At 56.6% G+C, this 22,557-nt stretch carries 22 protein-coding genes; 9 read left to right on the top strand and 13 right to left on the bottom strand.

Going from position 1 to position 22,557, the window contains the following annotated elements; all coding sequences use genetic code 11:
• Positions 1 to 351 precede the first annotated feature (351 nt).
• Together AC4OVS_RS07610 and AC4OVS_RS07605 are read left to right on the top strand one after the other, a co-directional pair.
• Positions 352 to 684, top strand: a complete 333-nt coding sequence (locus AC4OVS_RS07610; protein ID WP_022648672.1) for an RcnB family protein — start codon at positions 352 to 354, stop codon at positions 682 to 684.
• Complete coding sequence (locus AC4OVS_RS07605; RefSeq protein WP_032622520.1) at positions 635 to 1,111, top strand: GNAT family N-acetyltransferase; 477 nt, start codon at positions 635 to 637, stop codon at positions 1,109 to 1,111. Before AC4OVS_RS07610 ends, AC4OVS_RS07605 begins: the two co-directional genes overlap by 50 nt.
• An 89-nt stretch (positions 1,112 to 1,200) precedes the next feature.
• On the opposite strand, the gene apbC is transcribed toward AC4OVS_RS07605, so the two are convergent.
• On the bottom strand, positions 1,201 to 2,310 hold the full coding sequence (gene apbC / locus AC4OVS_RS07600; protein WP_023300574.1) for an iron-sulfur cluster carrier protein ApbC: 1,110 nt from the start codon (positions 2,308 to 2,310) through the stop codon (positions 1,201 to 1,203).
• Positions 2,311 to 2,447: 137 nt separating this feature from the next.
• Between apbC and metG the strand changes: the two genes are divergently transcribed.
• The gene (gene metG / locus AC4OVS_RS07595) at positions 2,448 to 4,481 is read left to right on the top strand and encodes a methionine--tRNA ligase (protein WP_023300575.1); all 2,034 of its coding nucleotides are present in this window, start codon (positions 2,448 to 2,450) and stop codon (positions 4,479 to 4,481) included.
• A gap of 107 nt (positions 4,482 to 4,588) precedes the next feature.
• Here the strand turns inward: metG and AC4OVS_RS07590 are convergent, their stop codons facing one another.
• Genes AC4OVS_RS07590 through AC4OVS_RS07580 form a run of 3 tightly spaced genes read right to left on the bottom strand, consistent with a single transcriptional unit; the run spans position 4,589 to position 7,504 of the window.
• Positions 4,589 to 5,059 carry a YehS family protein gene (locus AC4OVS_RS07590; protein WP_491922297.1) on the bottom strand — a complete coding sequence of 157 codons (471 nt, stop codon included), beginning with the start codon at positions 5,057 to 5,059 and terminating at the stop codon, positions 4,589 to 4,591.
• A gap of 46 nt (positions 5,060 to 5,105) precedes the next feature.
• Positions 5,106 to 5,825 carry a two-component system response regulator BtsR gene (btsR, locus tag AC4OVS_RS07585; RefSeq protein ID WP_022648676.1) on the bottom strand — a complete coding sequence of 240 codons (720 nt, stop codon included), beginning with the start codon at positions 5,823 to 5,825 and terminating at the stop codon, positions 5,106 to 5,108.
• A complete protein-coding gene (locus AC4OVS_RS07580; protein WP_491922296.1) occupies positions 5,819 to 7,504 on the bottom strand; it encodes a LytS/YhcK type 5TM receptor domain-containing protein in 1,686 nt (561 codons plus the stop codon). Before AC4OVS_RS07580 ends, btsR begins: the two co-directional genes overlap by 7 nt.
• Positions 7,505 to 7,722: 218 nt before the next feature.
• On the opposite strand from AC4OVS_RS07580, the gene mlrA reads away from it, so the two are divergent.
• Both mlrA and AC4OVS_RS07570 read left to right on the top strand, forming a co-directional pair.
• Positions 7,723 to 8,463, top strand: a complete 741-nt coding sequence (gene mlrA, locus AC4OVS_RS07575) for an HTH-type transcriptional regulator MlrA (protein WP_022648677.1) — start codon at positions 7,723 to 7,725, stop codon at positions 8,461 to 8,463.
• 69 nt (positions 8,464 to 8,532) lie between these two features.
• Positions 8,533 to 8,646, top strand: a complete 114-nt coding sequence (locus tag AC4OVS_RS07570) for a protein YohO (RefSeq protein WP_022648678.1) — start codon at positions 8,533 to 8,535, stop codon at positions 8,644 to 8,646.
• Here AC4OVS_RS07570 and AC4OVS_RS07565 read toward each other — a convergent pair.
• From AC4OVS_RS07565 to bglX, 5 genes are all read right to left on the bottom strand, one after another.
• Complete coding sequence (locus AC4OVS_RS07565) at positions 8,621 to 9,358, bottom strand: ABC transporter permease (protein ID WP_022648679.1); 738 nt, start codon at positions 9,356 to 9,358, stop codon at positions 8,621 to 8,623. The two genes, AC4OVS_RS07570 and AC4OVS_RS07565, sit on opposite strands and share 26 nt — an antisense overlap.
• A complete protein-coding gene (locus AC4OVS_RS07560) occupies positions 9,342 to 10,292 on the bottom strand; it encodes an ABC transporter ATP-binding protein (protein WP_491922295.1) in 951 nt (316 codons plus the stop codon). The genes AC4OVS_RS07565 and AC4OVS_RS07560 overlap by 17 nt, the downstream gene beginning before the upstream one ends.
• Positions 10,285 to 11,442, bottom strand: a complete 1,158-nt coding sequence (locus AC4OVS_RS07555; RefSeq protein ID WP_491922294.1) for an ABC transporter permease — start codon at positions 11,440 to 11,442, stop codon at positions 10,285 to 10,287. Before AC4OVS_RS07555 ends, AC4OVS_RS07560 begins: the two co-directional genes overlap by 8 nt.
• A 12-nt stretch (positions 11,443 to 11,454) precedes the next feature.
• A complete protein-coding gene (osmF, locus tag AC4OVS_RS07550; RefSeq protein WP_367076028.1) occupies positions 11,455 to 12,372 on the bottom strand; it encodes a glycine betaine ABC transporter substrate-binding protein OsmF in 918 nt (305 codons plus the stop codon).
• A gap of 136 nt (positions 12,373 to 12,508) precedes the next feature.
• Positions 12,509 to 14,806, bottom strand: a complete 2,298-nt coding sequence (gene bglX / locus AC4OVS_RS07545) for a beta-glucosidase BglX (RefSeq protein ID WP_161177084.1) — start codon at positions 14,804 to 14,806, stop codon at positions 12,509 to 12,511.
• A gap of 189 nt (positions 14,807 to 14,995) precedes the next feature.
• On the opposite strand from bglX, the gene dld reads away from it, so the two are divergent.
• Both dld and AC4OVS_RS07535 read left to right on the top strand, forming a co-directional pair.
• Positions 14,996 to 16,753 (top strand): D-lactate dehydrogenase, encoded by a 1,758-nt coding sequence (gene dld, locus AC4OVS_RS07540; protein WP_063146227.1) that lies wholly within the window; start codon positions 14,996 to 14,998, stop codon positions 16,751 to 16,753.
• 102 nt (positions 16,754 to 16,855) lie between these two features.
• Positions 16,856 to 17,410, top strand: a complete 555-nt coding sequence (locus AC4OVS_RS07535) for a GNAT family N-acetyltransferase (protein WP_022648685.1) — start codon at positions 16,856 to 16,858, stop codon at positions 17,408 to 17,410.
• Between the two features lie 105 nt (positions 17,411 to 17,515).
• Here AC4OVS_RS07535 and pbpG read toward each other — a convergent pair whose 3' ends face one another.
• Together pbpG and AC4OVS_RS07525 are read right to left on the bottom strand one after the other, a co-directional pair.
• Entirely contained in the window at positions 17,516 to 18,439 is a 924-nt protein-coding gene (gene pbpG / locus AC4OVS_RS07530) for a D-alanyl-D-alanine endopeptidase (protein ID WP_032623916.1), read from the bottom strand.
• 167 nt (positions 18,440 to 18,606) lie between these two features.
• Positions 18,607 to 19,194: a Yip1 family protein gene (locus AC4OVS_RS07525; protein ID WP_003859296.1), complete on the bottom strand. Its 588-nt coding sequence runs from the start codon at positions 19,192 to 19,194 to the stop codon at positions 18,607 to 18,609.
• Positions 19,195 to 19,351: 157 nt separating this feature from the next.
• On the opposite strand from AC4OVS_RS07525, the gene AC4OVS_RS07520 reads away from it, so the two are divergent.
• Complete coding sequence (locus AC4OVS_RS07520) at positions 19,352 to 19,924, top strand: DedA family protein (RefSeq protein WP_022648686.1); 573 nt, start codon at positions 19,352 to 19,354, stop codon at positions 19,922 to 19,924.
• Positions 19,925 to 20,025: 101 nt separating this feature from the next.
• Here AC4OVS_RS07520 and AC4OVS_RS07515 read toward each other — a convergent pair whose 3' ends face one another.
• Positions 20,026 to 20,790 (bottom strand): SDR family oxidoreductase, encoded by a 765-nt coding sequence (locus AC4OVS_RS07515; protein WP_320678402.1) that lies wholly within the window; start codon positions 20,788 to 20,790, stop codon positions 20,026 to 20,028.
• 50 nt (positions 20,791 to 20,840) lie between these two features.
• On the bottom strand, positions 20,841 to 22,259 hold the full coding sequence (mdtQ, locus tag AC4OVS_RS07510) for a multidrug resistance outer membrane protein MdtQ (protein WP_320678403.1): 1,419 nt from the start codon (positions 22,257 to 22,259) through the stop codon (positions 20,841 to 20,843).
• Between the two features lie 205 nt (positions 22,260 to 22,464).
• Between mdtQ and yohP the strand changes: the two genes are divergently transcribed.
• Positions 22,465 to 22,548 (top strand): small membrane protein YohP, encoded by an 84-nt coding sequence (gene yohP / locus AC4OVS_RS07505; RefSeq protein ID WP_000698460.1) that lies wholly within the window; start codon positions 22,465 to 22,467, stop codon positions 22,546 to 22,548.
• Positions 22,549 to 22,557: the final 9 nt, after the last annotated feature.

Here is a 22,557-nt window from a genome sequence, read left to right as displayed (position 1 = left end):
TAATCTAAAAGTGAAGACACGAATTGCCCGATCTGTGACGGGCAATTAATTAAAATATAATCTTCCTGAAAATCTTAAAGCCTGTGGCAAAAAAAAGCACGATCTACAGTTTATAAAATTACGGCAACAATGTATTTTCAGAATTAATTCAGCAAAACGATAGTTACAATGAATTATTCCCGTCAGCACGCATTCATATCAAAAATACTCACAACCGCTGGCACTACACAAAACCGTTCACTTTTGTTACATTTTTTTTCAAACACACCCTGTTTTGATACTTAAAATGGGCTGTCTGCGGCACTGTCCCCCGCAGACAAGCGTATCCGTAACGATATCACTGGAGAAAAAATGGCTAAGCGTAAATTGGTGCTTCTGGGTGTATTACTCTCTCTGGCGGGCTCCGCATTCGCAGCCCCGCAAACGGCCGCCGCGCCTTCCGGCATTAAGGCTTATGAAGAGCAGGAGTTCATCGCCGACTTCACCAAATTTAAGATTGGCGATACCGCGCCCGCGCAGTATCAGACGCCAGAGTACACCATCAAACAGTACCAGCTACGTAACCTTCCCGCGCCCGATGCCGGTACGCACTGGACCTACATGGGTGAAAATTACGTTCTGATTGGCGATGCTGATGGCAAAATCTACAAAGCCTATAACGGAGATATTTTCTATCACCGCTGATACGATGATCCGGCCCTGGCAGGAGGACGACCGGCCATTTCTGCGCACGCTGTACCTGCATGCACGACGCGTGGCCTGGCCATGGCTGGACAATTCTGAATGGCAGCTTGAGGATTTTGACGCCGCAACGCGTGACGAGCAGATCTGGGTTGCGATTCACGACGGTCACCGGGTAGGGTTTGCCTCCGTCTGGGAAAATGATAACTTTTTGCACAATCTGTTTGTCGACCCGCAGTATCAGCGTCTGGGAGTTGGCCGTTTGTTACTGGAACAAGTACAGAGGACGTTTACCAGTACAGGCGCGCTGAAGTGTCTGGTGAAGAATGAGCGGGCGGTTGCGTTTTACCAGCGCCACGGCTGGCACATTGAGGCGACGGGGGATTCTCCGGAAGGAGAGTATTATTTGATGCACTATCGGCTTGGGTAAAGTCAGGTGGCGCTACGCTTACCTGACCTACAAAATCGAGGTAGGCCGGGTAAGGCGAAGCCGCCACCCGGCACTGACGCGCAGAGGCGTTACACCGCGCGGAAGGCGATCTCGCTCGGGATCACGTCCCCCTGCCAGTACAGTTGCGCCGCAACGCGCCCCGCCAGCTGACGATAGATTTCCGTGAATTCGCTATCAGGACGGCTGACCACCGTCGGCTTACCGCTATCCAGATCTTCACGCAGTGTGATATGCAGCGGCAGTTGCCCCAGCAGCTGGGTGTGATATTGCGCCGCCAGCTTCTCCGCACCGCCGGTACCGAAGATCGGCTCATGGTGTCCACAGTTGCTGCAAATGTGCATGCTCATGTTTTCGACGATGCCGAGTACCGGCACCTCCACCTTCTCGAACATGACGATGCCTTTTTTGGCGTCGATCAGCGCGATATCCTGCGGCGTGGTGACCACGACGGCGCCGGTGACCGGAATGTTCTGCGCCAGCGTCAGCTGGATATCACCGGTGCCCGGCGGCATGTCCAGCACCAGATAATCGAGGTCAGGCCACATTGTCTCCTGCAACATTTGCAGCAACGCTTTGCTGGCCATCGGGCCGCGCCAGACCATTGCGTTATCGTCCGTGACCAGGTAACCAATGGAGTTGGTCGCCAGACCGTGCGCCACGATCGGCGCCATGTGGGTACCGTCCGGCGAAGTTGGACGCTGGTTTTCAGCACCCAGCATGTTCGGAATGGACGGGCCATAAATATCAGCATCCAGGATGCCGACTTTCGCCCCTTCTGCCGCCAGCGCAAGCGCCAGGTTCACGGCGGTCGACGATTTACCCACCCCACCCTTGCCAGAACTGACGGCGATGATGTTCTTCACGCCGTTAACGCCCGGCTGATTTTTCACGCGCTTGAGCGTGGCGATGCTGTGGCTTAGCTTCCAGTCAATTGCTTTTGCGCCAGTAATGCGCAGCAGCTCAGAGCTGGTTTGCTCTTTCAGGGCATCAAAGGCGCTGGTCCAGACGAACGGCATCTGCAGCTCAATGTGCAGCGTATCGTCCAGCCATGCGACATGATGAAGCGCTTTCAGCGTCGTGAGATTGTGCTTCAGGGTTGGATGCTGAAAATTAGCCAGCGTCCCGGCGACCATTGCTCGTAAGGCTTCCGGTGATTTGGCCTGGGATTGAGAACTCATCCCGACTCCTTTGTTCTTGTGAATAAGACCTTAGATGAACAAGTTTACCTGAAAGGCCGTGGTTTGTGCTTACTTAATAATGCCCCTTTTGGTAATATCGAAAACCCTTTTCACAGTTAAAAGAAGTAATGCCTACTATGACTCAAGTCGCGAAAAAAATTCTGGTAACGTGCGCCCTGCCGTACGCCAACGGCTCAATCCACCTCGGCCACATGCTGGAGCATATCCAGGCTGATGTCTGGGTCCGTTACCAGCGAATGCGCGGCCACGAGGTGAACTTCATCTGTGCGGACGATGCCCACGGCACCCCAATCATGCTGAAAGCGCAGCAGCTGGGAATTTCCCCGGAACAGATGATCGCCGAAATGAGTCAGGAGCATCAGACCGATTTTGCTGGCTTTGACATCAGCTATGACAACTATCACTCCACGCACAGCGACGAGAACCGCGAGCTGTCAGAGCTGATCTACACCCGTCTGAAAGAGAACGGTTTCATTAAAAACCGCACCATCTCTCAGCTGTACGATCCGGAAAAAGGCATGTTCCTGCCGGACCGTTTCGTCAAAGGCACCTGTCCGAAATGTAAATCCCCGGACCAGTACGGCGATAACTGCGAAGTGTGTGGCGCGACCTACAGCCCGACCGAGCTTATCGAGCCGAAATCCGTGGTTTCCGGCGCCACGCCGGTGATGCGTGACTCCGAGCACTTCTTCTTCGACCTTCCGTCGTTCAGCGAAATGCTGCAGGCGTGGACCCGCAGTGGCGCGCTGCAGGAGCAGGTGGCGAACAAGATGCAGGAGTGGTTTGAATCCGGTCTGCAGCAGTGGGATATATCCCGCGATGCGCCATACTTCGGCTTCGAAATCCCGAACGCGCCGGGCAAATATTTCTACGTCTGGCTGGATGCGCCAATCGGCTACATGGGCTCCTTCAAGAACCTGTGTGACAAGCGCGGCGATACCCTAAGCTTCGACGAGTACTGGAAGAAAGATTCCACCGCCGAGCTGTACCACTTCATCGGCAAAGACATCGTTTACTTCCACAGCCTGTTCTGGCCAGCGATGCTTGAAGGCAGCAATTTCCGCAAGCCGACTAACCTGTTCGTACACGGCTACGTAACGGTCAACGGTGCGAAGATGTCCAAATCTCGCGGGACGTTTATTAAGGCCAGCACCTGGCTGAACCACTTCGATGCGGATAGCCTGCGCTACTACTACACCGCGAAGCTCTCTTCCCGCATCGACGATATCGACCTGAATCTGGAAGATTTCGTGCAGCGCGTGAACGCGGACATCGTCAACAAGGTGGTGAACCTGGCGTCCCGTAACGCAGGTTTTATCGCTAAACGCTTTGACGGCGTGCTCTCTGCCGAACTGGCCGATCCTGAGCTGTATAAAACCTTCACCGACGCCGCCGCTGCGGTTGGCGAAGCCTGGGAAAGTCGTGAATTTGGTAAAGCCATTCGCGAAATCATGGCGCTGGCAGACGTGGCCAACCGATATGTCGACGAGCAGGCACCATGGGTGGTGGCGAAACAGGAAGGCCGCGACGCCGACTTGCAGGCGATCTGCACCATGGGTCTGAACATGTTCCGCGTGCTGATGACCTGGCTGAAGCCGGTTCTGCCGCAGCTGGCAGCCCGCGCGGAAGCATTCCTGAACACCGAACTGACCTGGGATGCCATCCAGCAGCCGCTGCTCGGCCACAAGGTGAACACCTTCAAGGCGCTGTATAACCGCATCGAGATGAAACAGGTTGACGCGCTGGTGGAAGCATCAAAAGAAGAGGTGAAAGCGGCTGCCGCGCCGGTGACCGGCCCGCTGGCGGACGATCCGATTCAGGAGACCATCACCTTTGATGATTTCGCCAAAGTCGACCTGCGCGTGGCGCTGATCGAAAACGCGGAGTTCGTGGAAGGTTCTGACAAACTGCTGCGTCTGACGCTGGATCTGGGCGGCGAGAAACGTAACGTCTTCTCCGGCATTCGTTCCGCGTACCCTGATCCGCAGGTGCTGATCGGTCGTCAGACCGTGATGGTGGCAAACCTGGCGCCGCGTAAAATGCGCTTCGGCATCTCTGAAGGGATGGTGATGGCCGCAGGCCCGGGCGGAAAAGACATCTTCCTGTTAAGCCCTGACGAAGGCGCGAAGCCGGGTCAGCAGGTGAAGTAATAAATAAGCCGGATGAGAATCCGGCTTTTTTTTGCCCGGCGGCGCTACGCTTGCACGGGCCAACGAGTTTTTAGCCGGGTAAGGCGAGGCCGCCACCCGGCTAAAAATCACCCCTTCTGGTTATGCACCCGCTGCGTCAACCCACGCAGGAAATAACGCAGAAACTGATCCCCACACTCGCGGTAATTTTTATGATCCGGCGCGCGCATCATGGCGGTGATTTCCGGCATCGACACGCGAAATTTCTGCTCGGTCATGATCGCCAGAATGTCGTCAGTTTTCAGGGAGAACGCAATACGCAGCTTTTTCAGCACCGTGTTGTTATTCACCCGACGCTCCAGCGCCAGCTCAGGCGCAGATTCATCTTTGCCGCGCTTGTCGTAGATCAGGCCGTTCAGGAAGCCCGACAGAATGATGTCCGGGCAGCGAACAAAACCCTCTTCATCTTCTTTAGTCATCCAGGTGTCGAACCCGGTGGACGGGGATTCCATGTCGGAGAGCGCAAGAATGCGCACCATGTCATTATTGTTCGCTTTCAGGGTGTAGCGCAGGCTACGAAGAATATCGTTACTTAGCATAGAGCCTTCGAATGTCGATGATGCAATGGCGCGCAGTGTACCAGTTTTACAGCCCTATCGCCTCTTTCAAACTTTTCAGATAGCGACGACTGACGGGCACGGTTTGCCCTGCACGTAGCACCAGTTCGGCCTGGCCGTTATCTTCCAGGCGGATCTCCTTCAGGTGCGCCATGTTCACCAGATACTGTCGATGACAGCGAATCAGCGGCGTGCGGCTCTCCAGCGTGCGTAACGTAAGCTCGGTAAAGCCTTCGTTGCCTTCAGCGCTGGTGACGTATACCCCGCTCAGACGACTGCTGACAAAGGCAACGTCGTCCATTTGCAGGAGGTAAATCCGGCTGTGCCCGGTACAGGGGATAAACTTCAGGGGCTGCTGATGCTCCGGCAGCAGCGTCACGTCCTGCGCGGTACGCTCCTGGCGCAGACGGGTCAGGGTCTTTTCAAGGCGTTTCTCTTCAATCGGTTTCAGCAGATAATCAAACGCGTGCTCTTCAAACGCCTTTACCGCGTACTCATCAAAAGCCGTCAGAAAGACGATATAGGGACGGTGCTCCGGGTCGAGCATGCCGACCATCTCCAGACCGCTGATGCGCGGCATCTGAATATCGAGGAACAGCACGTCCGGGCGCAGTTTATGCACAGCACCGATGCCTTCAATGGCATTGGCGCATTCCCCCACGACCTCAATATCACTCTGCTCCTGCAACAGGACACGCAGGTTTTCCCGTGCTAACGGCTCATCATCAACAATCAGCACTCTTAACATGCGTTCTCCTCCAGCGGCAATCGTAAGGTAATTCGGGTATAGCGGTCTGGCTCACAGGCGACGGTGATACCGCAGTCATCACCAAAATGTGCGCGCAGGCGCTTATCCACCAGGCTCATGCCCAGACCGCCTGACGCGGAGACTTCATACAGCCCCGCGTTATCTTCAATATCCAGCACCAGATGGTGGTTAAAACGGGAAGCGGAAATCATGAGTTCTCCGGTTCCCAGCAGCTGCGACGTCCCATGCTTAATGGCGTTCTCCACAATCGGTTGCAGGGTAAAGGCCGGAAGATGCTGATACGCCAGCTCATCCGGGACGGATAACGACACCTGTAATCGTGACTGGAAGCGCGCTTTTTCAATTTGCAGATAGGCGTTTACATGCTCAATCTCGTCCGCGAGGGTGACGATCTCCGAGGGACGCTTCAGGTTTTTGCGGAAAAATGTCGACAGAAATTGCACCAGCTGCGCGGCCTGATCGCTGTCGCGGCGGATCACCGCCTTCAGCGTGTTGAGCGCGTTAAACAGGAAATGCGGATTCACCTGAGCGTGCAGGAGCTTAATTTCTGACTGCGTCAGCAGCGCTTTTTGCCGTTCATACTGCCCCGCCAGGATTTGCGCCGAAAGCAGCTGGGCGATACCCTCCCCCAGCGTGCGGTTGATGGAGCTGAACAGGCGATTTTTGGCTTCGTAAAGCTTAATGGTGCCCATGACGCGCTGGTTTTCGCCCCGCAGGGGAATAACCAGCGTAGAGCCAAGTTTGCACTGCGGATGCAGGGAACAGCGGTACGGCACTTCATTCCCGTCGGCATACACCACTTCACCCGTTTCAATAGCGCGCAAAGTGTAGGCCGAGGAGATCGGCTTACCTGGAAGATGGTGGTCGTCCCCGGTACCGGTAAACGCCAGCAACTTTTCGCGATCGGTAATCGCCACGGCCCCGATATCCAGCTCTTTATACAGCACCTGCGCCACCTTCATGCTGTTCTCCTCGTTGAATCCCTGCCGCAGGATCCCTTCCGTCGACGCCGCAACTTTTAATGCGGTGGCAGAAAATGCCGAGGTGTATTTTTCGAACATGGCGCGTTTGTCGAGCAGAATGCGCATAAACAGCGCCGCACCTACGGTATTGGTGACCATCATCGGTGCGGCAATGCTGCTGACCAGATGTAACGCATCGTCAAACGGGCGCGCGATCAGCAGGATGATCGCCATCTGCGCCATTTCCGCCACGAAGGTAATCGCCCCGGCGGTAAGGGGACTGAACACTTTATCCGGCCGTCCGCGCTTAATCATATAGCTGTGGACGAGACCACCGAGTAGCCCTTCGACAATGGTGGAGATCATGCAGCTTAGTGCCGTCATACCGCCCATCGAATAGCGGTGCAGGCCGCCGGTTAACCCCACCAGACCGCCCACGACCGGGCCTCCGAGCAGCCCGCCCATTACCGCGCCAATGGCGCGCGTATTGGCGATGGAATCTTCAATATGGAGACCAAACCAGGTCCCCATAATGCAGAATATGGAAAATACGACGTAGCAGAGGAATTTGTGCGGCAGACGGACGGTGACCTGCATCAGCGGAATGAACAGGCGCGTTTTGCTCATCAACCAGGCGATGACAAGAAACACGCACATCTGCTGAAGCAACAGCAGCACCAGATTAAACTCGTACATACTCACAAACCGCACATTCTAAAAACGCGTAACATACACTGATGGCGGTTAACTTTCTTTGAAACGTGCCAAAAAAGCGATAAATCGTGTCCGTCATCACACCTTTTGCCGGAGATAACCTGTCTTTCGTATAATTTGTACAAAAAAGAATCAAATCTTCCTGGTTCCGCAAAGTGGGTCTACAGTTAAGCTGGGGACGCGCAAGCCTGGGGGCGAAAATGGCGCTTTACACGATAGGTGAAGTGGCACTCCTGTGTGATATCAATCCCGTTACGCTACGGGCGTGGCAGCGACGGTATGGATTGCTTAAGCCGCAAAGAACGGACGGCGGGCACCGCCTGTTTAACGATGCGGATATTGACCGGATCCGCGAGATCAAAAGCTGGATCGACAATGGCGTACAGGTCGGCAAGGTGAAATCGCTTCTGAGCCAGGACGATCCTGATACGCAGCATCTCTGGCGCGAGCAGCAGGAAACGCTGCTGAGGCTGTTGCAGACCGGCAATTTGCAGCGTCTGCGCGGCTGGATCAAAGAACAGGGTCGAGACTACCCCGCGCAAACCCTGATCACCCATCTTTTTATTCCCCTACGGCGTCGGCTTCAGTGTCAGCAAACCACCTTACAGGCACTGCTCAGTATGCTTGATGGCGTGCTGATTAACTATATTTCCGTCTGTCTTGCCTCAGCGCGGAATAAAAACAGCAAAGATGCGCTGGTGATCGGCTGGAACGTCCACGATACCACCCGGCTGTGGCTCGAAGCCTGGATTGCCACCCAGCAGGGCTGGCGCGTTGACGTGCTTGCACACTCCCTGGCACAGCTCAGGCCGGAACTGTTTGAGGGGCAGACGCTGCTGGTCTGGTGTGGCGAAGTCCCCTCCGCTTCCCAACAGCAGCTCCTCACGGAATGGCGCGAACATGGTTATCCCGTTTACTCGCTGGGGCCAAATGCGTTGTAACGGCATTTAATGGTTCATTAACAGCTGCGCTTCACCGTATAATTGTTCCGTTAACAACAGGAGCACATGATGAAGGCAACGAAACTGGCCGTAATTACCCTTTTTGCACTGATGGCCGTCAGCGGTATCGGTGGCGTTATGCTTGCAGGTTACTCGTTTATTGTTCGCGGCGGTGTTGGCTGAGGTATCCGGCCAGGCGTTCAAACAGGCGATCCACCACAATCGCCGCCAGCGCAACCAGAACCGCCCCCTGAATAATATAGGCCGTGTTAAACCCGCTTAACCCGATAATGATCGGCGTCCCCAGCGTATTGACCCCGACCGTCGATGCGATGGTTGCCGTACCAATGTTGATGATCACGGACGTCCGCACACCGGCAATAATCACCGGTGCGGCCAGCGGCAGTTCAACCTTCAGTAGCCGCTGCCAGGCGCTCATTCCCATCCCTTCCGCTACGCTCAGCACCGATGCAGGCACCGCGGCAATGCCCGCCAGCGTCCCTTGCAGAATGGGCAACACGCCGTACAAGATCAGCGCAATGATGGCAGGCTCCTGCCCAAAACCGATCGCCGGCACGGCAATCGCCAGCACGGCCACCGGCGGGAAGGTCTGCCCCGTTGCGGCGATGGTCTCCACCAGCGGACGGAACTCCCTGCCCGCAGGCCGCGTCACCGCAATACCGGCACCTGTGCCCAGCACGATGGCAATCACGCTTGACGCCGCTACCAGCCAGAAGTGCGCCAGGGTGAGATTAACAAAGCTCTCCTGCTGGTACACCGGGCGCGGCAGCCCGGGAATAAGCGCATTAAACAGCGCCGCGCTGTGCGGCATCAGGTAGAGTAAGGCGATAAACAGCCCTGTCAGCCAGAGTAACGGATCACGGACCCACTTCACGCGTCACCTCCCCCGCCAGCAGATCGCGAAAATGGATCGTCCCGCATGGTGTCCCCTGCCCGTCCGCAACGGGTAACACCTCACACTGCCGGGCGACAAACGCCGAAAGGGCATCGCGCAGGCTCATCCCGTCATGCAGCGGTTCACCACCGATTTGCGCATCCTGCGGACGCAGATAGTCCCTGACGGTGCGCAGCGAGAGCAGCCTGACACCCAGCTCGCTGCGGCCAAAGAACTCACGCACAAAATCGTTTGCCGGCGACGTTAACAGCTCAAGCGGCGTACCCTGCTGGACGACTTCGCCGTGATCCATCAGTACCAGACGATCGGCCAGCCGCAGTGCTTCGTCGATATCATGCGTCACCAGCACGATGGTGCGCCCGAGAATACGGTGGATGCGGCTCATCTCGGCCTGAAGTACGCCGCGGGTGACCGGATCCAGCGCGCCGAAGGGCTCATCCATCAGCAGTACCTGCGGGTTAGCGGCCAGCGCGCGCGCCACCCCGACCCGCTGCTGTTGTCCGCCGGAAAGCTGGTGCGGGTAGCGGTCGCGAAGCGACGCGTCCAGGCCCAGCAGCGCCATCAACTCGTCGACACGCTCATTGATCTTCCCCCGGGACCATTTTTCCAGCTGTGGCACGGTGGCAATGTTCTGCGCCACCGTCCAGTGGGGAAACAGGCCGATGGACTGAATGGCGTAGCCCATACGCCGCCGCAGCTCCAGCACCGGCAGGCTGCGGATCTCCTCTCCGGCAAAGCGAATCGTCCCGCTGTCGTGCTCCACCAGCCGATTGATCATCTTCAGCGTCGTCGATTTTCCCGACCCCGACGTCCCGATCAATACCGAGAACGCCCCCTCGGCAAAATGCAGATTGAGATGGCTTGCCGCCGGACGGCCCGCAAAGGTTTTACTCACATCATGAAATTCAATCATTGGCTCTTCTCCTGAGCAGCGCGAGCCACAGGGCAAACAGGGCATCCAGCACGACCGCCAGCGCAATCGTGGGCACAACGCCCAGCAACACCAGATCCAGCGCGCTGCTGAGCAGCCCCTGGAACACCAGCGCCCCAAAGCCGCCCGCCCCGATCAGCGCGGCAATTACCGCCATCCCAACGGTTTGCACCGCCACCACCCGCAGGCTGCGAACCAGCAGCGGAAGCGCAAGCGGCAGCTGTATTTTCCAGAAACACTGGCGCGCACTCATCCCCATCGCATGGGCGCTTTCCAGCACGTCGGGCGGAACCTGGCTTAACCCCGCCACCACGCCGCGCACCAGTGGCAGCAGCGCATACAACACAAGGGCAATCAGCGCCGGGGTCAGCCCGGTTCCGGCAATGCCTGCCGCGGCCAACGCAGGGAAGGATTTAACCAGACCGGCGAGGGGGGCAATCAGCAGGCCAAACAGGGCAACGGAGGGGATGGTCTGAATAACGTTGAGCACGGTAAAGACGGCACCCTGGCGGCTGGGATGTCGGTAGCACCACATGCCCAGCGGCACGCCCAGCAGCAGCGCCGGGACCAGCGTCCCGAACAGGATCGTCAGATGTTGCGCCAGTGCGTTGTCAAACACCTCCTGGCGGTTGACGTACTCTTTTAACAGCGAGAGTTGATTCAGATCGCCGCTGAAGAGGATCAGCAGGGGAATAACCCAGAATTGCGCGTTCAGCAGCCAGCGCCACACAGGTATCGGCGTCAGGCGGCGAATGGCATCGCTACAGGCCAGCAGGCAGAGTGCCAGCCACAGCCACAGGCCGCTGCCAATCGACGTGCGCGCCAGCGGGCTTTCAACCGAGGCCATCTGCGTTGCCGCCTGTCCTGCGCTCCAGAACAGTACGATAAACAGCGCTTCGCTGAGCAGAAGCGTCAGCCACAGCGCGGTTCGCCCCGGCCAGAAGGCTAAGACTACGGTACTCGCCAGCGTCGCGCCCAGCAGCAGCGGCGTAAATGCCCAGATCTGCCACAGCGCGCGCGGTTCGCCCGACACCAGACGGTTTGGCGCGACATTCACAAAAGGTAACGCGACCGCCACGATGGCCACACAGACCAACAGCAGCAGGACGCGGTTATGACATTTTATTGGCACAGCCTTATCCCGTTACTTCACAAGCCCTTGTTGTTTCAGGAAGTCGGCAGCCACTTTTTTGGCATCCAGCCCCTCTACGGCAATGCTGGCATTCAGCTGTTGCAGCGTTTTCGCATCCAGTTTTTCAAACACCGGTTTGAGCCAATCGTCGATATCCGGGTAGGCTTTCAGCACCGCCTCGCGCACGACCGGGGTTGGGGCGTAAATTGGCTGAACGCCTTTCGGGTCGGTCAGGGTTTGCAGACCAAGCGCCGCGACCGGGCCGTCGGTGCCGTAAGCCATCGCCGCGTTGACGCCGGAGGTTTTCTGCGCCGCCGCCTTAATGGTCACCGCCGTGTCGCCGCCCGCCAGAGAGAGTAGCTGTGCCTGATCGAGCTTGAAATCATAAGCTTTTTCAAACGCTGGCAGGGCATCAGCGCGCTCGATAAACTCTGCCGAGGCCGCGAGCTTAAACTCGCCCTTCTCTTTCAGGTAGCGGCTGAGATCGTCAAGCGAGGTGAGCTTGCCTTTCTCGGCGATATCTTTGCGCACCGCGATGGTCCAGGTGTTGTTGGCCGGTGCCGGTGTAAGCCAGACCAGCTTATTTTTTTCCGCGTCCAGCTTTTTGACTTTTTCGTACCCGGCTTTGGCATTTTTCCAGGCCGGATCGTTTTCATCCTTGAAGAAGAATGCCCCGTTGCCGGTGTATTCCGGGTAGATATCCAGCTCGCCGGAAGTGATAGCACCGCGCACGACAGGCGTGGTGCCAAGCTGCACTTTATTGACCGTTTTCACGCCGTGGCTTTCGAGCACCTGCAAAATGATATTGCCGAGCAACGCGCCCTCGGTATCAATTTTGGAACCCACCTTAACCGGCTCTGCGGCCTGTAACGGCAGGCTCAGCGCCGCCAGAAGCACCGCCGGCCCTGTAATCCCCTTAATAATCGTCATTCTGCTTTCCTCATTATTTTGTGGCCTTTTTCATAGGCTTGAGAGAAAAGCGTAGCTTAAAACAGTGAATTTAACCGTTTTTCGTACCAGATGAGAGGCATCCCCCGCCAGGCGGGGGATGGGGAGGAAGGTAAGATTATTGCAGTTCGAACTCGGCTTTGTTCACGCGGGCGGAATCCACGCCGATGAAGACGTTGAATTTGCCAGGCTCGGCATCGTATTTCATCTGCTGATTCCAGAACTTCAGCGCATTTACGTCAATCGGGAAGCTGACCGTTTTGGTTTCGCCCGGTTTCAGGTTGACCTTCTCGAATCCGCGCAGCTGTTTCACCGGACGGCTCATGGAGGCCGTGACATCCTGAACGTACATCTGGATCACCGTCGCGCCTTCGCGTTTGCCGCTGTTGGTCACTTCCACGCTGGCGGTCACTGTGCCGTCACGCTTCAGGGTCGGCGCCGACATTTTCACGTCAGAGACCTTAAACGTGGTGTAGCTCAGGCCATAGCCAAACGGATAGAGCGGGCCGTTAGCCTCGTCGAAGTAACGGGACGTGTACTTGTTCGGCTTGTCGGCGTTGTACGGACGACCGGTATTCAGGTGGCTGTAGTAAACCGGGATCTGCCCGACGGAGCGCGGGAAGGACATCGGCAGCTTGCCGGACGGGTTGTAATCGCCAAACAGCACGTCGGCAATGGCGTTACCGCCTTCGGTACCGGCGAACCAGGTTTCCAGAATGGCGTCAGCCTGCTGGTCTTCTTTCACCAGCGCCAGCGGACGCCCGTTCATCAGCACCAGCACCAGCGGCTTGCCGGTGGCTTTCAGGGCCGCGATCAGGTCACGCTGGCTTTGCGGGATAGTGATGTCGGTCCGGCTGGAGGCTTCGTGCGCCATCCCCTGCGCTTCACCTACCACGGCGACCACCACGTCGGACTGCTTCGCGGCGTTAACCGCTTCGTCGATCATCTCTTTCGGCGTGCGTGGATCCACCTTCACCGCTTCCTCATACTGGTTGAGGAAGGTCACGATGTCTTTATCGTCGGTGACGTTTGCGCCTTTGGCGTAAACCACTTTTGCATTATCACCCACAGCGCTCTTAATGCCTGTCAGCACGGTAACGGACTGATCCGCCACGCCTGCGGCGGACCAGCTGCCCATGACGTCACGCTTGCTGTCGGCCAGCGGACCGACCACGGCAATGGTGCCGGATTTTTTCAGCGGCAGCGTGTCGAGACGGTTTTTCAGCAGCACCAGGCTTTCGCGCGCCACTTCGCGGGCTTCTTTGCGGTGCAGGCGGCTTTCAGCATTGGTGTCCGCCGGATCAGACTCCTTCGGCCCCAGATGGCTGTAAGGATCGTTAAACAGCCCCATGTCATATTTCACGTTCAGCACGTGGCGAGCGGCATCGTCCAGCTCCGCCATCGTCACCTTGCCGCTCTTCACCAGCCCCGGCAGGTATTTGCTGTAGTATTCGTCGCTCATGCTCATGTTGATGCCGGACTTGAGCGCCACGCGTACCGCATCTTCCGGGTCAGACGCTGTGCCGTGCTTGATCAGCTCTTTAATCGCCCCGTGATCCGAAACGGTGATGCCCTTGAAGCCCCACTGGTCGCGCAGCACATCTTTCAGCAGCCACGAATCGGAGGTGGCAGGCGTGCCGTTGAGAGAGTTCAACGCCACCATCACCGCGCCGCTGCCCGCGTCCAGCCCCGCTTTGTACGGCGGCATATAGTCGTTAAACAGGCGCTGCGGACTCATGTCCACGGTGTTGTACTCTTTGCCGCCTTCCACCGCGCCATAGGCGGCGAAGTGCTTGACGCTGGTCATCACCGAGTAACGATCTGCCGGACTTTTGCCCTGCATCGCTTCCACCATGGTTTTGCCCATCGTGGCGGTTAAATAAGTATCTTCCCCAAAGCCCTCCGAAGCGCGGCCCCAGCGCGGATCGCGGGAGACGTCTACCATCGGCGCCCAGGTCATGTTCAGGCCGTCGTCTGCGGCTTCATATGCCGATACGCGCCCGACGGTTTTCACCGCATCGAGGTTAAAGGAGGAGGCTAAGCCGAGGCTAATCGGGAAGACGGTACGCTGGCCGTGCACCACGTCGTAGGCGAAGAACAGCGGAATTTTCAGGCGGCTCAGTTCCATCACCTGATCCTGCATTTTGCGGATATCCTGGCGGGTAACGGTGTTAAAAATGGCTCCTACCTGCCCGTCTTTGATCATCTCGCGAATGGCTTCTTTCGGGTTATCCGGGCCGACGCTGATCAGGCGCAGCTGGCCGATTTTCTCATCGACCGTCATCTTTTTGAGTAAATCCGTGACAAAGGCGTCGCGGGCTTCAGGCGTGAGCGGGTGATTACCAAACAAATCCTCTGCCAGCGCAGGTTGCAGCGCCAGGCTGACGGCGACACCTACAGAACATAGCCATTTCATGTTGTTATTCTCTCTAATCAATAACCGCGGGAAGCACCCGGCCAGACCGTGCGAAAAGCGCAGTGTGCCACAAAGCCTGAAAACCTTGCAGGGTTATTCTCTGATTTTTCTCATGAATACCCGACCGCTCAACGGCTAATCGCGCTATGCTTTACAGCGAGAAATTTGCCCCACCACAAGGAGTGGAAGATGTCTTCTGTTCGAACTAACGATAACACTACTTTTATTAACGAACTGTCGCGCCTGGTTGGTCACTCTCACCTGCTTACCGACCCGGCCAAAACCGCCCGCTACCGTAAGGGCTTTCGCTCCGGCCAGGGCGACGCGCTGGCGGTGGTCTTCCCCGGTACGTTGCTCGAACTGTGGCGCGTGCTCAGCGCCTGCGTTGCGGCAGACAAGATTATTTTAATGCAGGCTGCTAACACCGGCCTGACTGAAGGCTCCACGCCGAACGGCAACGATTACGATCGTGACATCGTGATTATCAGCACCCTGCGCCTCGACAAACTGCACCTGCTGGACAAGGGTGAACAGGTACTCGCCTTCCCCGGCACCACGCTCTACTCGCTGGAAAAGGCGCTTAAGCCGCTGGGTCGCGAACCGCACTCGGTGATCGGCTCTTCGTGCATTGGTGCCTCGGTGATCGGCGGGATCTGCAATAACTCCGGCGGCTCGCTGGTGCAGCGCGGCCCGGCCTACACGGAGATGTCGCTGTTTGCCCGTATCGATGAAAACGGCAAGCTGACGCTGGTTAACCATTTGGGGATCGATCTGGGTGTAACGCCAGAGCAGATCCTCAGCAAACTTGACGATGACCGCGTGAAGGACGAAGACGTTCAGCACGATGGCCGTCACGCGCATGACCACGATTACATCACCCGCGTGCGCGATATCAATGCCGATACGCCAGCGCGCTATAACGCCGATCCGGATCGCCTGTTTGAATCCTCCGGCTGCGCGGGCAAGCTGGCCGTTTTTGCGGTGCGCCTCGATACCTTCCCGGCAGAGAAAAAGCAGCAGGTGTTTTACATTGGCACCAATCAGCCGGAGGTGCTGACGGAGATCCGCCGTCATATTCTGGCCGAGTTCACTCACCTGCCGGTGGCGGGCGAGTATATGCACCGGGACATTTATGACATCGCTGAGCGCTACGGCAAAGATACCTTCCTGATGATCGACAAGCTCGGCACCGACAAAATGCCGTTCTTCTTCACCATGAAGGGCCGCACCGACGCGATGCTGGAGAAAGTGTCGCTGTTCAAACCGCACTTCACCGACCGCTTTATGCAGAAACTGGGCAACGCCTTCCCGGCGCATTTACCGGAGCGGATGAAGACCTGGCGCGATAAGTATGAGCACCACCTGCTGCTGAAAATGGCCGGGGACGGAATTGCCGAAGCGCAGAGCTGGCTCACCGAGTTCTTCAAAACTGCCGACGGGGATTTCTTCGCCTGCACGCCGGAAGAAGGCAGCAAAGCCTTCCTGCACCGCTTCGCCGCGGCGGGTGCGGCTATCCGTTATCAGGCTGTGCATTCCGAAGAGGTAGAGGATATTCTGGCGCTGGATATTGCCCTGCGTCGCAACGATACCGAGTGGTTTGAACATCTGCCGCCGGAGATTGACAGCAAGCTGGTGCACAAGCTCTATTACGGCCACTTCATGTGCTATGTCTTCCACCAGGATTACATCGTCAAAAAAGGGGTGGATGCGCATGCGTTGAAAGAGCAGATGCTGGCGTTGCTGCACGAGCGTGGCGCGCAATATCCTGCCGAGCACAACGTGGGGCATTTGTACAAAGCGCCGGAGACGCTTAAACAGTTTTATCGCAAAAATGACCCTACAAACAGTATGAACCCCGGCATTGGTAAGACGACGCGGAAGAAATACTGGAAAGAGAGTGCCGAAACAGAGGAGCAAAATACGCAAGCCTCTGATGAATGCCTATAGCCAAATATAAGAGATTGTTAAGCTCTCCTCAATCGTACTAGAGTATCTGCCTGTTGCCAGAGAAACGTTTCTCTGGCTTTCCAAACAAGGAGCGGGCAGAACATGTCGGCTGTAGAGATTTTACCCGAAACTGAAATCGAGGTGCGCGACGCCCTTCCTGACGATGCACATGCCATCTCGGCGATATACGCCTGGCATGTGCTTCATGGCCGTGCGTCCTTCGAGGAAGTTCCCCCCACCGTCGATGAGATGCGTCAGCGGATGAAGAGTGTGACCGACAGCGGTTTACCGTGGCTGGTTGCGCTGTATCGCGGCATTGTCGTCGGCTACTGCTACGCCACGTTTTATCGTCCACGTCAGGCCTACCGGTACACCCTTGAGGAATCCATCTATGTGGATGCCAGCACCACCGGGCGCGGGTTTGGCTCGGCGCTGATGGATGCCCTGATTGCACGGTGTGAGCAAGGTCCCTGGCGGCAGATGATTGCTGTGGTCGGTGACGGAAACAATAATGCGGGATCGTTACGGCTGCATAAAAAACATGGCTTCGAGGTTGTCGGTCAACTGCGCAGCGTGGGGTATAAGAAGGGCGACTGGCGGGATACGTTGATCATGCAGCGTCCACTCAACGATGGTGACTGGACGCTGCCGGAGTAGGCGCTTTCGCCCGGTGGTGCTCCGCTTACCGGGCCTACGTATCGGGGCCGCTTTAGGGCCGTAGGCCGGGTAAGGCGAAGCCGCCACCCGGCACAGACAGGTGACTCAGTCGTTCTGCGCCGTCGCCATCTGTTCCGCTTTCTGCTTTTTATACGCCAGCGCTGAAGCCGGCACCGGCTGCACTTTCCCGGTTTCAATCCAGGTGCGCAGGCGGCTGGCATCCGCAAAGTGGGTATATTTGCCGAAGGCATCCATCACCACCAGCGCCACTGGTTTACCGTTAAACACGGTGCGCATCACCAGGCAGTGCCCTGCCGCATTGGTGAATCCGGTCTTGGTTAACTGAATATTCCAGTTATCGCGATACACCAGATGGTTAGTGTTGCGGAACGGCAGCGTATACGCCGGGTTCGAGAATGTCGCCATCTCCTCACGCGTGGTGCTGAGCTGACCAATCAGCGGGTATTGCTTACTGGCGATCAGCAGCTTGGTTAAATCACGCGCCGTCGAGACGTTATGGATCGACAGACCGGTTGGCTCCACGAAATGGGTATTTTTCATCCCCAGCGCTTTGGCTTTGGCATTCATCGCGCGGATAAACGCGTCGTAACCGCCAGGATAATGGTGGGCAAGGCTCGCCGCCGCGCGGTTCTCTGAGGACATCAGCGCCAACAGCAGCATATTTTTACGGCTGATTTCACTGTTCAGACGCACGCGAGAGTAGATCCCTTTCATCTCTGGCGTGTGGCTGATATCCACTTTTAGCTTTTCATCCAGCGGCAGTCGTGCATCAAGCACCACCATCGCGGTCATGACTTTGGTTATGGAAGCGATCGGGCGCACCAGATCCGGGTGACTGGCGTAGATCACCTTGTTGGTATTCAGGTCAACGATCATCGCGCTGCCGGACGCAATCTGGGGTTGCGCAGCAGCGATGGCAACTGCGGGCGTTTTGGCGATGGCTGGCGCGGTAGCGGAGACGCCCAACAGTAGCGCAAGACTAAGGAGTGACACTCGAAATTTCAGCATGATGAGACTTCTGATAATGATTCACGCACGTTATGACGTACACCGCCTGTGTCGACGGATAAACACAGGCTGGCTTCGGCATCATAGCGGTCACCGTGCGTTGTCGCCAGCGGAGAATCATAACCAGATGCTGCATTGCTGGCATTTACGCCAGCAATGCAGGGGACTTAAAAGAGACGGTATCCATAACCCCAAAGAATAACTGTCAGGGCCAGTAGCGCCTCAAGGACCAGCACGCCGATGGCAAGCGTAGAGCTGGAGAAGCTCAGGCCCTCTTCTTTATTGATGTTGAGGAAGGTTGGCACTCCTACATACAGCAGATAACCGGTGTAAAAGAGGGCAACCGTACCGATCAGCGCGCACAGCCAGACCAGTGGATAGAGCGCAACAATACCGCTTAAGAACAGCGGGGTCGCGACGTATCCGGCGAAGACCATACAGTGTGCCAGCGACGGGCGCTGCGGATAGTTGCGCGCCATCCAGTGGATGACCCGCCCCATTACCGCCACCCCGGCCAGCATCAGGCCATAAAACAGAATGGCCAGGTACAGTCCGGTAAACCAGGAAAGCTGAACCACGGTGCCGTCACCAAAGTTCCAGCCTATTTGCGTAGTACCAATAAACGCGCAGACCACCGGCACCGCTGCCATCAGCAGGACGTGGTGGGTGTAGTGATGCGCGACCGTTTCGTTCTCGTTACGGATGACCTGCATTTCACGATCGGGATGGGAGAAAAGTCCCCAGACATGGTTCATAACGCCCCCTTGTTGTCGGCCCGTCAGCGATAGCTAAAGTATAATGCAGGCTTTAGATTATTTTATGTACAGTGGGAAATTTCCGTTGATTGCCGCGTGGTTGATGGATGGGGTATATGATTAACGCAGGCACAGTAAGGGAGACGACATTTACTTAATGGATATCAACGGTCTTATTGAACAATATGGATACGCCGCGCTGGTCATCGGCAGCGTGGCAGAGGGTGAAACCATCACACTGCTGGGCGGAGTGGCCGCACATCAGGGATTGCTGAAATTCCCGCTGGTGGTCGCCGCCGTCGCACTGGGCGGTATGATTGGCGACCAGCTGCTCTACTTTCTGGGTCTGCGCTTTGGTCCGACGCTTTTACAACGTTTTGCTAAGCATCAAAAGAAAATTCGTCGTGCTCAGCGGCTTATCCAGCGGCATCCCTATATGTTTGTGATTGGCACCCGCTTTATGTATGGCTTTCGCATCATTGGGCCAATACTGATTGGCGCGAGCCGCTTACCGCCGAAAATTTTCCTGCCGCTGAACATTATCGGGGCGATTGCCTGGGCGCTGATTTTTACCACGCTTGGCTACGTGGGTGGCGAAGTGATAGGCCCGTGGCTGCATAATCTCGATCAGCATCTTAAACACTGGGCCTGGTTGATCCTGGTTGTTGCGGTGGTGATTGGGGTACGGCTGTGGCTCAAGCATCGTGAAAAGCGGCGGGATGAAGAGTGAGTGCGGCCTGCTGCCCCTCACCCTACCCCTCTCCCCAAAGGGGAGAGGGAACTCTATACACCCTCTCCCCTTTGGGGAGAGGGCTGGGGTGAGGGGAATGTTTATTCTGCTGGCTTAAACTGCGGATTCGCCAGCATAAAACCGCCGTCGACGATAAACGACTGCCCGGTGGTGTAGCTGGCGTCGCTGTCACACAGCCACGCCACCAGGCTGGCTATTTCTTTGGTATGCCCTGGCCGTGCCAGCGGGATTTCCGGCATTGAACCTTCTTTCACTTCGCTGTCGTCCATATCATTCATCGGCGTGGCGATCGCACCAGGCGCAACGGCGTTCACCAGAATCTTATGTTTAACCAGCTCCAGCGCCATCGATTTTGTTAACCCGCCCAGCGCATGTTTGGCCGCCGTATAGGCGCTGGCGTCCGGCAATGGCGTATGTTCATGCACCGAGGTGATGTTCACGATCCGCCCCCCTTCTCCCTGCTTCACCATCTGACGCGCCGCGATTTGCGAGCAGAGAAACGCGCCGTCCACGTCAACGGTGAATATGTGCCGCCAGTCGTCAAACGACAGGTCCAGAAATGGCGCTTTGTTCATCGCCCCGGCATTGTTTACCAGCACATTCAGCCGCCCGAAACGCGTAATCAGGGTTTCAATGGCCTTTGCGCCTTCCGGCAAATTGCTTAAGTCGAGCTGGATGGCCTCGGCACGCTGCCCGCGCGCTTCAATTTCACGGCAGGTTGCCAGCGCCCCTTCCTCATCTGAATGCCAGGTCACCCCGATATCAAACCCGCGTTCGGCCAGCATCAGGGCCGTCGTTTTGCCAATTCCTGAATCCGATGCGGTAACAATTGCGACTCGCGTCATACTCACCTCCTGAAAATCTGCAAAGAGGTAAGTATAGATAATGCGCGATTTTAGCTGTGATGATATCCGCCACCCAGCGCGGAGGTGAGCTGGAGCGTGGCATCCACGTACTGACCTTTCAGCATCAACCCGGCAATACGCTCTTTGAGCGCCGGAATTTTTGCTTCACTCACCCGCGAGCCGGCAATGATCCCCGCACTGAAGCGCGCCTGTGCCAGCGCAACGACGCGCGCCGCATCTTTTTCGATCTGCTGCTGGTGCTGATTTTTGGCGGTCAGGGTTTCCACTTCGCTGGCCGTCCGGGCGACCTGGTTTACGGCGTCCACTACGGCCTTGTTGTAGTTCGCCACGGAGAGGTTGTTTTGCGCCCGGGCGATATCCAGGTTCGCATTCAACCGACCACTGTCAAAAATTGGCAGCGTCAGCCCCGCGGTTACGCCCATTTGCTGAGCAGATGAGCGGAACAGGTCGCTAAGGTGCAATGCATCCTGCTGCAAGAACGCCATCAAATTGATGTCAGGGTAGAACGCGGCTCTGGCGGCATCCACTTCGCTCATGGACGCTTCGATATACCAGTGCGCCTCCTGCAAATCCGGGCGGCGAGCCAGCAGCTCATAACCGAGCGTTGACGGCAGCGACGCCTCTGCGTCAGGTAAGGCATGCCGGGCGAGCGTGACTGAAGGGGTATTGGTCAATGCATTCAGACGCGCCTCAATGGCCTTCATTTTGCCGTGCACGTCAGCGAGCTGTTCATCGGTTTTGCTGGCATTGATATCTGTTTCAACGCCTTCCACCGAGGAGGTAATGCCGTGCTGATAAAGCTCACGATCGGCACCGATGATATTTTCCTGCTCCCGTTTGATCTGCGCGAGCACGTCACCCACCGCGGCCTCGGTCTGCCAGTCCCAGTACAGCCGCGCGACGCTGCTGGCGAGCAGCTGGCGGGTCTGCTCCAGCTCCGCTTTTTGCGCATTCACCTTACCGATGCGGGCCTCAATTTGGGCGCGGTTTTTACCCCATAAATCCAGATCCCATCCGGCCGTCAGACCAAAGGTGCCGTTGGTGTACCAGGGTCCGGTTGTCCCCGCCGCCGGGTCAGTCAGGGCGAATGGCCCCATCAGCCCCTCTGCCGACATCTTTTGCCGTTCCACATCTGCGGAAAAATCCATGTGTGGACCATCAGCAGCGACAGCGGCTTTCGCCTGTGCTTCTGCCAGGGTGATGCGCTGCCGGGCAATTTGCATATCCGGTGCATCCGCCAGCGCTTTAGCAATCAGCGCGTTAAGCTGAGGGTCATTAAAATCTTTCCACCATTCGTTTTTTGGCCAGTCGGCATGACTTAGTTGGGTATTTACAGCAGCGGCGGCGGCTTGCGTTTTCACTGGAGACACCGTGGCATGTTCCGGCGCGCAGGCGGACAGCATAAAAATAAGGGGAGCACTCAGAGATAAAGTAAGAGAACGTTTCATTACGCCATAAACTCAAAAAAAATAAAGGCGCAACTTACGCTTACTGACGTTCCGTTTTTTAGTAACGCGTGGCAATCCGCATATTGTTATACATTTTCATATCCGGAAATTTATTCCCCAAGCGAATGATTTAATTTCACCTATTCATACCAATTATGAATTGACTGCTACACTTACTGACGACAGACATACGCAGGAGAGGCGAATGAAAATATTATTGTGGGCTATTTTGATTATATTTCTGATAGGGCTGCTGGTGGTAACCGGCGTATTCAAAATGATTTTCTGATACGTTTGC

This window comes from Enterobacter sp. 4974935 (genome assembly GCF_058661735.1).
Note: the sequence above shows the minus strand (reverse complement) of the source record. Positions and strands in the feature narration are given on the sequence as shown.